The sequence below is a fragment of the Mesotoga sp. Brook.08.YT.4.2.5.2. genome (genome assembly GCF_003351125.1).
In the GTDB taxonomy this organism is placed as follows: Bacteria; Thermotogota; Thermotogae; order Petrotogales; family Kosmotogaceae; genus Mesotoga.
In genome coordinates, this window is record NZ_JPGZ01000037.1 from 48,518 (window position 1) to 59,593 (window position 11,076).

The window sequence follows — 11,076 nt, forward strand, 5'->3', positions numbered from 1 at the left end:
TCAATTCCCTTCCTCCACGTACCTGGTAAGTTCTTCAATAGACATTTTATCGACACCGAGACTGGCCAGACTTCTACCCCCGCTCCAGAAGTCTCTCTCCATAACCGCTCCAGCAATATTGATTATCGAATCTATGACTTTAGTCTCTATTTTGAGCTTCTTTCCGAAGCAGCTGATCGGAACGAGGCTCATCGGCACATCTTCCATTATGTATCTGTTCTCTATGCTTATCGGGGCCATTATCCCTCTGTAGCCTTCGTTGCTGTGAATGGCCGTATATAGGTCTTCGCCTTTGACGTCATAAGCATAGTCAAGCCACTCCTTGGCGCCCATTGCCTCAACGCCAAGAGTTTTCGTGACCTCGCAGCGCTCTCTGTCCAGCGCTTCCAGAGCTCTCGCGACCGATGGGCTTATGCCTTCTAAGTAGAACTGGAAGTCTCCGTGTTTTGTCTCAATCCAACCGGCGTTCATAAGTATCGCACCGGGATGAAAGACTGCGCCTATGTTGTTGAAACTCGTGTAAAGTACGTTCTTCGCCAGTGTAAACTCGGGCATGATCTCGCTTATTATTGGCATGATCGCCTCGTTTTCCTTTGAAGGCAGAACAGAAATCGGAACGGCGTTCTTTATCCTGAATATCCTTACCATCCCTGGACCAGAAATTCTCGAAGCGAAGACGAAGGTTTGGGCCTCGGCAATTACCACTTTCTCTCTAACGCCCTTCTCCCTGAAGATCTTATCGAACTCCAGCGCCCCTCCGGTTCGGCCCGGATTCAGAACTATGATTTGCCCTTCCGTAACGCAGTCGGCCAGACCGGCGGCAATCTGAGCATGAGCAAAGGCAGGCACGACCACCATGATTGCCTCTGCCCCATTTATCGCCTTCTTCATATCCGTTCCGACGTACTTGAGTTTGGCCTTTCCGCTGGACTCACCTTCAACTCTTATTTTCCGGTCATCAAGTATCGGTAGTATTCTCTTTTGACTCCTGTTGTAAAGCGAGACATCATGTCCTCGCATCGCAAGGACCGCCGAAAGAGCTTGTCCACCGTTGCCAGCTCCAATTACAGCTATCTTCATAGAACCACCTCCCCAATCCCCTGTGCAGAAAAAGAATAAGAAACAAATGATAACCTGCAAAGAACAGATACTCCAAAGCGAATGGAATGTCTGCACTCCCATTATACAGAAATCCTCCTTGTGAACTAAGTGAATGAAGCCTTCTGAGCTAGTTGGAACGCGATGCGCGGACCTGGCTTCAGAAATGAATTTTGGAGATTTCCTCACATGATATAATTATTATGTGTCAGAATAGTAATGATCCCAGAAGTAGCTTCAGGTAAGTCTTCGCATGGAACAAAATGGAGGGATTTTTGATGAGCGGAATCGCTGTATTCTATAGGGGCGAGAGAGAAATGATAGAAGACTCGCTATCTTTCCTTGCACACAGGGGGAGCGAGCCAAGAGTCCTCGCGGCAGGCGGAGAGGTAGTTATGGGCGCTGTGTTGAGCAATGCCTATGAGGATAACATGAATGTCTTTGAAGGGCATGGTGAGTACGTCGTTTTCGACGGTTTTCTCAGAAACTGCTCCGATGCGCCCTGGCCGGAGAAGATACTGAGTCTTCATAGGAAGTATGGAAATCGATTCATAGATAGACTGGACGGCTCTTTTGCCTTCGCAATTCATACAGCCGGAGAAACTCTGATCGCCCGAGATCCTTTAGGACTGAAGCCTCTTTACTACTGCTTCATAAACGGGTCGATCGCGTGTGCTTCCGAACTCAAGGCTCTGACCGCCTTCTGTAGTGAGGTAAAGGTCTTTCCGCCGGGTTACTACTTCTCTTCCATCGAAGGGTTCAAGAAGTACTCCTCACTCGAAGACCTGCTTACAGATGAGTCAGATGCTCGAAACGAAGAAGAGGCAGCTGAACTGCTGCGGAGTTCTCTTGAAGAGGCCGTTGAAAAGCGACTCTCAGCAGTTAAGTCTGACGCGGTAGTCTTCTTGAGCGGCGGTTTGGACAGCAGTTGTATCGCAGCCGTTGCTAGTTCGCTGAGCGGGTCCTTGAGAACATTTACTGTTGGAAGCGGCGACGGGGAAGACCCGGAATACGCAAGGGAGGTTTCCGAGTATCTCGGCACGGATCATAGAGAGTACACCTATGATTTCGATGAGATGCTCGAAGTCTTGCCCGAAGTAATCTATCATCTCGAGTCGTTCGATCCTCCATTGGTCAGAAGCGCTATTCCCAATTACCTCGTTTCGAAGCTGGCAGCCGATGAAGGCAGTTCCTTCGTCTTCATGGGAGAGGGGGCCGACGAACTCTTCGCCGGCTATGAGTACATGAAGGATCTGCCCACTGCAGAGTCTATAGACAAAGAGTCGATGAGGATTACAAAAAACGGTTATCGCTCGGGCTTCCAGCGGAACGACAGAATGAGTCTTGCATTCGGAATCGAATTCGATGTACCCTTTATGGACCCTTCGGTGTTGAACCTTGCCTTCTCCATACCCGCTGAATGGAAGATCCACGGACCCGAGAAGACAGAGAAGTGGATTCTCAGAAAGGCGTTCGAAAACGAGCTGCCGGAGAGCGTCGTGTGGCGGAAGAAGAGCAAGTTCAGCGTGGGTTCGGGCTCATCGCATCTGATGAAAGAGTATGCGGAGGAGATGATATCCGACTCAGAGCTTGAGAACGAACGGCGAGACAGCGGAATTAGATCAAAGGAAGAGCTTCTATACTACCGGATATTCGATGACCTGTTTCCTTGTGAAGGCGCCATAGAGACTGTTTATCGAAGCTGATTTAAACTCGTTATCTAGTCAATAACTCACAGACCGACGATAAACGGTTCGTTTGCCGGGGTGGTTCTTATGACTGCTTCCAGATATGGAATTCCGTTTACATCTTCCAGATCGCAGCAGACTGCCGAGCCCGAACCACTGACAAACCAGAAAGAAGGCCTTCTCTCTTCTATGCTGAGGACGAATTCCCTCATCCGTGAATCGCTGTTTATTCTGTAAGTCTGATGGATTTCATCCTGTGAGTATTTCAGAGCACTACCAAGATCGCCCTTTGAGATTTTGGCTACAAATTGCGAAGCGCTTTTTATATTGCTCACAGCGTCTTCAAAGGGAATCGATTCGGGAAGCGCCTTTCGCATTACATCTGTGGAGAGCTTGAATTCTGGCACCAGAAAAGTCAGTCTATGATCTGGCATTTCAAACTTCTCGTAGTCGAATCTCTTTCCGTCGTAGTAAGAGACAACGAGCCCTCCAAGCATACATGGGACGATGTTATCAGGATGGCCTTCGATCTCGGTCCCGATCTCGAGAAGCTTCCTTACGGGAATACTCCCTCCAGTCATCACATTCGCTATAAACAATGCGGAGGCAATTGCCGCTGCACTCGATCCGAGTCCCCGGGCAGGAGGTATCTCACACTCCTGAATTATCTGGATTCCCGGTACCACCTTGCCGGTAATCTTCTCAAATCTCGCTATAGAACTTCTGAAAATCTCTTCCGCATCCTCGATTTCTCTTCCATATCTACCTATAGATAGAACCTTAAGTCGATTCGCCTTCTCGAATTGAACGGTATTATGGAGCTTCAAAGCCATACCCACCACGTCAAAGCCGCTTCCCATATTTGCCGTCGTGGCCGGCGCCCTCAGTCTCATTTCAGACCTGCCTCATGAAGGACTGCCTCCAGACTGTTCTGAATGACTATGGGCATATCTACAGACTTGATGACTGCATCGGGGTCTTTGAGACCGTTCCCGGTCAAAGTACAGACAACGAGATCACTTGACCGGAACAACCCCTCTTCGGCCTTTCTCAGGAAACCGCCAAAAGAAGCTGCAGAGGCCGGCTCGCAGAAGACACCCTCGGTGTTCGCGAGCAGCTTCTGCGCGTTCAAGATCTCTTCGTCGGTCAAGGCTTCTATTACCCCTCCCGACTCGTCTCTTGCAGCGACTGCCTTCTTCCAGCTTGCAGGGTTACCAATCCTGATGGCGGTCGCAATAGTCTCGGGGTGTTCGAAGACCCTGTCATATACAATTGGGGCAGCTCCCTCGGCCTGAAAGCCCATCATCTTGGGCAGGCTGTTTGACAGACCTCTCTCGTGATACTCCCGATACCCCATCCAGTAGGCAGTAATATTGCCCGCGTTCCCTACCGGTATGAAGTGGTAGTCAGGAGCCCTTCCTAGAACGTCGATTATCTCGAAAGCGGCAGTTTTCTGACCCTCAAGTCTGTAAGGATTCAGACTGTTCACAAGCGTTACCGGATACTCTTCAGAAATCTTCTTCGCAAGTTCAAGACAGTCATCGAAATTCCCATCTATCTGAATTACCTTTGCGCCATAGATCATCGCCTGGGCAAGCTTGCCCAGAGCGATTTTTCCCTCTGGAATTAAGATTATCGACTTCAAACCGGTCCTTGCAGAGTAAGCGGCAGCGGAGGCCGAAGTATTTCCGGTAGAGGCACAAATTACGGCCTTTGAGCCCTCTTCAATCGCCTTGGCGATAGCCAGAACCATCCCTCTATCTTTGAAAGAGCCTGTGGGATTAGCCCCTTCATACTTCACGTAAACTTTCGGTCCGAATTTCCTGCTGATGTTCTCCAGATATATCAGAGGCGTGTTTCCTTCAAGGAGGGTAATCCTCGGAGTACTAAGAGTTACGGGAAGAAATCTCTCGTAGCTAGCTATTAACCCTTTCATTCGATCTCCTCCAGACTGAAGGCACTGTGAATAGCGTTTACAGCCAAACGCACCTTCTTGCTGTCAATTACGACCGAGATTCTGCTGTTGCTGGCGCTTATCATATCTATGTTGATCCCTTCATTTGCAAGAGTCTCGAAGAGAGTCGCAGCTATGGCCGGTGTGGCAGTCAGGTTGACGCCCACTATGGAAATCTTTGCAATAGCTCTTTCTATGGTTATTTCTCTGGCTTCGCTTCTCGATTTCAAAATATCCTGCTTGAGCTTTGCAAGGTCGCTCGCCTGAACGGTAAAGGCCATTGTGTTGAAATCACCGCTTCTCATACTCTGTATTATCATATCGATATTCACATTCTGCTCGGTAAGAGTCTTGAGCACTCTTGCAGCTATTCCCGGCCTGTCAGGAACTTCTTGCAGAACCACTTTTACGATATCCTGATCAGAAGTTACTGCTCTTACGATAGGTTGCTCCACTTTCGATCCCCTCCATATAAGCGTGCCTCTGGCGTTCGTGTGCGCGTTTTTCACGAGCACCTTTATATCATACTTCCTGGCGAATTCCGACGCTCGGCTTTGAAGCACCTGAGCTCCCTGTTTGGAAAGCTCGATCATCTCTTCCCATGAGATTTCTTTGATCGGTCTGGCCTTCCGGACTATCCTCGGATCGGCAGAATATACGCCATCCACATCTTTGTAGATTTCGCACAGTTGTGATCCCAGAGCCTTCGCAAGCACTACGGCCGTAAGATCCGAACCCCCTCGTCCTAACGTCGTGATCTCGCCAGTATATGTCGATCCCTGAAAGCCTGCGACAACGGGAACATATCCATTTGAAATGTGGCGACTTACTAGATCCGCGTCGATTGAGACGATCCTTGCATTTGAGAAATTCGAGTCAGTCTGAATCCTAGCCTGATTGGCAGAAAGTGAGATAGACTTCATCCCCAGCTCCTGAATTGCCATCGCTACAAGTGCTATAGACTTCTGCTCGCCGGTAGCTAGAAGCATATCCATCTCTCTGCCGTTTGGCTTACTGGAGATCTCTCCGGCGAGTTCATAGAGAGTGTCAGTTTCGACCCCCATGGCCGAAACAACCAGAACGGGCTTGACTCCGCTTTGAACCTTTCTCTGAACACGTTTTGCAACATCCCTTATCTTCTCCGGCGTGTCGACCGACGTTCCTCCAAACTTCATTATCACGACTGAATTGCTCTGCTTCTCGGCGTATCTCGATGCCCTTAGAATATCCGAGATAATCGCAGTTGCAGTTGGTTGTGCGCCTGCACCCTCTCCCCTGAGAATAAACTTTCCAGACAGATCCGTTTCAACCTCTATGGCATTCTCAACACCATCTACGCTCCAGAGTGGATCATCTCTTTCTAGTTCCTGAGGTCTAACAGAAGCTCTTTCCTTCTCGAAATCAATCGTCCCTATGAGCTTGATCTTCCTTCCCTCGTCTGCAGCCCTTTCTATGTCTAGTTTATCTATATCTTCAATTCCTTTCGTCTCTATTGTTGCTATTCCGGGGAAAATCCCAGTCTTTATACCCGTGAGCACCGATAGCTTGTATGCAGCATCTAAGCCCTTCACATCGCTTGATGGATCGGCTTCTGCATAACCCCTTTCCTGAGCAAGCCTCAAAGCTTCTTGGTAACCAATTCCCTTCTGCATCTCAGATAGAATGAAATTCGTTGTCCCGTTGAGTATACCGCGTATGCGTTTGATTCCGTGGAATATCAGGTAGTCCTCAAGAAGCGAGATTATTGGAATGCCACCACCCACGGCAGCTTCAAAGAAGAGACTCTTAATAGGGGAACTGTCGGAGAAGTCATTACCGAATTCGGAGATAAGCATCTTGTTCGCGGTAACCACTGTTCTGTTGAGTTCCAGAGACTGTCTAACCAGTTTTCTGGCGGCCTCAGTCCCGCCAATAGTCTCGACTACAATATCGCTGTTGATAATCAGGTCTTCGAAATCCTCTGCGATCAGGTCGGACGGGATTCCAAGTTTGGCGTACTTGCTTCGAGTCCTTGTTATTACCTTGGAGACAGTACATCTCCTTCCCGATCTCTTCTCGATATCATCTCCCTTTTCAGAAAGAATAGCATATACGCAGGACCCTACTGTGCCGAGTCCGGCAATTCCGATTCTCAACTTGGTGCACCCCCTCCTGAAGCAATGAAGCCGCTATTAATCAAAAGTATACACCGTAAACGCGTGGTAGCGGGTCAGGTTGGAAAGAGTGGAATGAGACGCAATGCGCCGAAAGGCACAGCGGACGCAAGGCTGGGGAGAACATCCCAGGTCGCAATGCTGGCGAAGATCGCGCCAGGACGCAATGCCCGCTTCGCGGGGAAGCAACTCAGAACAACTCACTGAGGCCGTTTCTTTGAAGTGCTCGGCGTGCAGCAAAAAGCGGCTCTTGCATTCGAGATCCCGATCAGTTGCATATCGGGATGACCCTTAACAGGAGCATTCCAGCTATTGTTGTTGATTTCAGAGGACGGTAATCCTTTGACAGCCAACGTGGTTTTCATCAGCGTACAGCGGGCTTCTTGAAGGACGGCAGACTGTTGGCGGTCAACGTTCTACTCAGCAGCGTTCACAGATTGGTGGCTATTAGCCCGCAAAGCGGAACTGGCGTTAGCAGACTGGCTCCTTTTTTGCCTCCTGCCGAAGGCAGCCTTGCGTCTGATGTTTTATGCCAGAGTTTGCTGCGCTTACGTGAAGATCGAGACTCTGACTAGGAGCTTTGTCAGAATGACGACATGTGGTGTCTTCTGAATAACCTAAGGCAGTCATTTCAGACTTGGATCCGGAATCTTGGTTTCGATCTTCTTCTTGGCTTTAACGGAGAACGGAGAACCGATGGCGGTGAACCGAAAAAGCTAACTCTCTGTCTCATCAATTTCACGAAGATAGTCGATAACTTCTTCGAGAGAGAAGTATCTGCTCCATCTCTTCTGCTCTCTACCATCAACCTGCACCACAATCGTCGGGACTGTAAAGACGGAGTGTTCTGAAGCAACCGCAGGATTCTCAACAGTATTTATCTTGTAGAATTTCCAGGAAACAAAAGTGTCTTCAACTTCATCAAGTTTCGCTTCAATCGCAGCACATACTCCGCAGCCCGGACTATAGAAGTCAATAAGAACCTTTCCGACGACTCCCCTCAATTCTGTTAGGGTTACTTCCTTCACTTCATCGCCTCCCAAAAGCATTATAATTGATAATAATAGTAGAATATATGCGAGGTGGAGTCTTGCAACAAAGGAATCAAGATACGGCAGTATTTGTGCCAATCGTGAAGCTCTGCGGAGAATACTATCTGCTTCTTACGCGAAGATCGACAGGGATAAGCCATCCGGGGCAAATCAGCTTTCCTGGCGGTCATATTGAAGATGACGAAACTCTTCTAGAGTGTGCAATAAGGGAAATGAGAGAGGAAATTGGTGCCTCTCCGTCTTCTCTTAAAGAAGTCTACCCGCTGAACATAAATACTACAGTCACATCAGGAAAAGTGATCACCTCATTCGTTGGATTCATAGATAAGCTTGAGTTCAAACTGGACAGGGGAGAAGTTGAGGACGTGATCTTTCTTTCGCTAAAGGCTCTTATGCTAACCTCCCCGGAGACAATTATTATGCCCAATGGAAAGAAGACCATCAGATACCGCTTCCCCGGTTTCGTAGTCTGGGGAGCTACGGCAAGAATAATCGAAGTAGCTATTGAGAGAATACTAGAGATAATTGAGAGTTGTGAAGAAGGTATGTCCGAGTGTATAGATGTCAATTACAAAACACATATAAGAGAGGAGTGATTGAATGCTAGACTTCACGTTTCACAATGCGACCAAGATAATCTTCGGAAAAGATACCGAACAACATGTTGGAACCGAGATTTCCCGGTTCGGCAAGAGAGTTCTTCTTCACTATGGTGGAGGCAGTATAAAGAAGACCGGCTTGTACGACCGTGTTGTAAAAAGTCTAAGAGAAGCCGAAGTTGAGATCTTCGAGCTTGGAGGAGTAATGCCCAATCCAAGGTTGTCTCTTGTAAGAGATGGAATCGAACTCTGCCGAAAAAAGAACGTCGATGCAATCCTCGCAGTTGGCGGGGGAAGTGTTATCGACTCGGCCAAGGCGATAGGAATTGGAGTACCTTACGGTGGAGATGTCTGGGACTTCTACTCGACCGGCAAGAAAGTAGAAAAGATGCTCCCGCTCGGTGTTGTGCTAACAATTCCTGCAGCCGGAAGCGAATCGAGCGGCGGATCTGTAATCACAAACGAAGACGGCTGGTACAAGAGAGCAGCAAACAGTGTTCACATGAGAGCGAAATTCGCAATAATGAATCCCGAACTGACTTTCACACTGCCTGCTTACCAGACGGCGGTAGGTGCGGTAGATATAATGTCCCATGTCATGGAAAGATACTTCACAAATGTGAAGAACGTGGATTTCACGGACAGACTCTGCGAAGCTACTCTAAGAACAATGATCAAGAACACTCCCATAGCTCTAGAAGAGCCTGAGAATTACGATGCGAGAGCGGAGATAATGTGGGCCGGAACCATAGCTCATAACGACTTGCTCAGCACGGGAAGAATCGGAGACTGGGCTACTCACGGCATGGAACATGAACTCAGCGCGATATACGACATAGCTCACGGCGGAGGCCTGGCGATTATGTGGGCTCCGTGGATGACTTATGTGTATAAGCACGATGTGGAACGCTTTGCCCAATTTGCGTACAGAGTCTGGGACGTCGAACCGGACTTCCGTAATCCTGAAAAGGCCGCTGTTGAGGGAATTAGAAGGCTGAAGGAATTCTTTGCTAGTCTCGGTATTCCCGTTACCCTGACAGACGCCGGAATTCCCGACGACAAGTTTGAAGAAATGGCCAAGAAGGCAACTGAAGACGGACCTCTGGGACAGTTCGTACAACTTCATAAGGACGATGTTAAGAAAATCTACGAATTGGCGAAGTGAACTTATGCTCGGTTGAGTGTTACCCCCCCGGCCAAGAAAAATCTCGTTTTTCGTTCCAGAGCGAGGATCTGTTCTTCGTTCTTGGTCAAAGGGAAGATCGTGGTTGGGTTTGGAAAGAGCGGAACAAGACGCAAGGCTGCCTTCGGCAGGAAGTGAGGCTCGCTAACGCGAGGAAGTGATGCCCGCAGAATCGTCCGGGGAAGTGATGCGCCGAGAAGCATCGGCGGAAGTGATGCCACCTTCGGTGGGACGCAAGGCTGGCGAAGACCACGCCAGGTCGCAATGCCCGCTTCGCGGGGAAGTGATGCTGGCGCTGTTGCGCCAGGATGAGAAAAAGCGACTCCTTCGAGCGTTATTGGTTCTCCGCAACGGAAAGATCATCTGTTTCAAGTTTCATGATGCAAGTTTTAAAAGCAGAAACCAAGGCAGCGTTTCTTCCAGCGCGCAGCGGTATTATATGATTAATGTGTCGTTTCTTTTGTAGGGGCGAACGGCTGTTCACCCTTGAGAACAAGAAGAACCTGGAGGTTTGCATTTTGGAACATGATGAAAGACTTATGAAAAGGCGGTCAATTAGACTGAAGGAGTACGATTATTCTCAGACCGGAGCTTATTTCTTGACGATATGTACATATCGGAGGCAGTGTTTGTTGGGAGCCATGGTTGACGGAAGAGTGATCTTGAGTAGCATTGGCACGATCGTTGTTGAGAGTGATTAAGATCTGCAGAAATCAGAAAGGAAATCAAACTAGACACCTTCGTGATAATGCCTAATCACCTGCACGGAATTGTAGCTATACAAAGAGGCGAAAGGGAGATTGTAAGCGGCTGTTTGAAAGCACATGAAAGCGTTATGAAAGCAAAGACAATTGGTTCTTTCGTCTCGGGGTTCAAAGCAGCTGCAACGGCTAGAGTAAACGAACTGCGCGGTACGCCCGGGAAATCTCTTTGGCAACGAAATTACTATGAACATGTCATCCGTGGGGAGAAAGAACTGAATCGAATTCGTGAGTACATTGAGAATAACCCCTTGCGATGGCACATAGACACCTAATTTCCCGGACAAATTATACCTATGAGTTTGGTTGAATCTTCAGACTCTGGAGTATTTCGCGTTGTGGTTTGGTAATCTCAGTAAGGATATGACCGTACTTGCCTGAATATCGTACCTGAGTTAATGTTTCCATCTCGAGAAGGAGTTCTCGGACGGTGTATTTCTCAATGAGTTTTGTATCACGCATTTTCTTTCTCAAAGCACTCATAAGGATCAAGGCAATAAACTGAATAAAGAGTCTGCCATCCATAGAAGCAGCACTGTGAATGCGCAGGCGTTTCATGTCCAGCTGATTCTTCAAGTCATCAAAAGA

Annotated in this window: 8 protein-coding genes and 2 pseudogenes; 4 read left to right on the forward strand and 6 right to left on the reverse strand. The window is 48.4% G+C overall.

Annotation, left to right across the window (positions count from 1 at the left end; genetic code table 11):
- The gene (locus Q502_RS10150; RefSeq protein ID WP_099829831.1) at nucleotides 1–1,080 is read right to left on the reverse strand and encodes an NAD/NADP-dependent octopine/nopaline dehydrogenase family protein; all 1,080 of its coding nucleotides are present in this window, start codon (nucleotides 1,078–1,080) and stop codon (nucleotides 1–3) included.
- A gap of 296 nt (nucleotides 1,081–1,376) precedes the next feature.
- On the opposite strand from Q502_RS10150, the gene Q502_RS10155 reads away from it, so the two are divergent.
- Complete coding sequence (locus Q502_RS10155) at nucleotides 1,377–2,804, forward strand: asparagine synthase-related protein (RefSeq protein ID WP_099829832.1); 1,428 nt, start codon at nucleotides 1,377–1,379, stop codon at nucleotides 2,802–2,804.
- 26 nt (nucleotides 2,805–2,830) lie between these two features.
- Here Q502_RS10155 and Q502_RS10160 read toward each other — a convergent pair whose 3' ends face one another.
- The 4 genes from Q502_RS10160 to Q502_RS10175 all read right to left on the reverse strand — a co-directional run bounded on the left by Q502_RS10160 (nucleotide 2,831) and on the right by Q502_RS10175 (nucleotide 7,921).
- A complete protein-coding gene (locus Q502_RS10160) occupies nucleotides 2,831–3,679 on the reverse strand; it encodes a homoserine kinase (protein WP_099829833.1) in 849 nt (282 codons plus the stop codon).
- Nucleotides 3,676–4,722, reverse strand: coding sequence for a threonine synthase (gene thrC, locus Q502_RS10165; RefSeq protein ID WP_099829834.1), 1,047 nt, complete (start codon nucleotides 4,720–4,722; stop codon nucleotides 3,676–3,678). Before thrC ends, Q502_RS10160 begins: the two co-directional genes overlap by 4 nt.
- Entirely contained in the window at nucleotides 4,719–6,875 is a 2,157-nt protein-coding gene (locus tag Q502_RS10170) for an aspartate kinase (protein WP_099829835.1), read from the reverse strand. Before Q502_RS10170 ends, thrC begins: the two co-directional genes overlap by 4 nt.
- Before the next feature lie 734 nt (nucleotides 6,876–7,609).
- Complete coding sequence (locus Q502_RS10175; protein ID WP_099829836.1) at nucleotides 7,610–7,921, reverse strand: co-chaperone YbbN; 312 nt, start codon at nucleotides 7,919–7,921, stop codon at nucleotides 7,610–7,612.
- Between the two features lie 62 nt (nucleotides 7,922–7,983).
- Here Q502_RS10175 and Q502_RS10180 point away from each other — a divergent pair, with 62 nt between their 5' ends.
- The 3 genes and pseudogenes from Q502_RS10180 to Q502_RS15110 all read left to right on the forward strand — a co-directional run bounded on the left by Q502_RS10180 (nucleotide 7,984) and on the right by Q502_RS15110 (nucleotide 10,763).
- Entirely contained in the window at nucleotides 7,984–8,541 is a 558-nt protein-coding gene (locus tag Q502_RS10180) for a CoA pyrophosphatase (RefSeq protein WP_099829837.1), read from the forward strand.
- 4 nt (nucleotides 8,542–8,545) lie between these two features.
- Nucleotides 8,546–9,709 carry an iron-containing alcohol dehydrogenase gene (locus Q502_RS10185; RefSeq protein WP_099829838.1) on the forward strand — a complete coding sequence of 388 codons (1,164 nt, stop codon included), beginning with the start codon at nucleotides 8,546–8,548 and terminating at the stop codon, nucleotides 9,707–9,709.
- Nucleotides 9,710–10,245: 536 nt separating this feature from the next.
- Nucleotides 10,246–10,763: pseudogene (locus tag Q502_RS15110) on the forward strand (transposase).
- A gap of 19 nt (nucleotides 10,764–10,782) precedes the next feature.
- Here the strand turns inward: Q502_RS15110 and Q502_RS10200 are convergent.
- Nucleotides 10,783–11,076, reverse strand: a pseudogene (locus Q502_RS10200) (transposase); the annotation flags it as partial.

What these genes read in the sequence shown, in the direction of transcription:
- Q502_RS10150 (WP_099829831.1), bottom strand. Translation starts at nt 1,080, where the DNA reads ATGAAGATAGCTGTAATTGGAGCTGGCAACGGTGGACAAGCTCTTTCG.
- Q502_RS10155 (WP_099829832.1), top strand. Translation starts at nt 1,377, where the DNA reads ATGAGCGGAATCGCTGTATTCTATAGGGGCGAGAGAGAAATGATAGAA.
- Q502_RS10160 (WP_099829833.1), bottom strand. Translation starts at nt 3,679, where the DNA reads ATGAGACTGAGGGCGCCGGCCACGACGGCAAATATGGGAAGCGGCTTT.
- thrC (WP_099829834.1), bottom strand. Translation starts at nt 4,722, where the DNA reads ATGAAAGGGTTAATAGCTAGCTACGAGAGATTTCTTCCCGTAACTCTT.
- Q502_RS10185 (WP_099829838.1), top strand. Translation starts at nt 8,546, where the DNA reads ATGCTAGACTTCACGTTTCACAATGCGACCAAGATAATCTTCGGAAAA.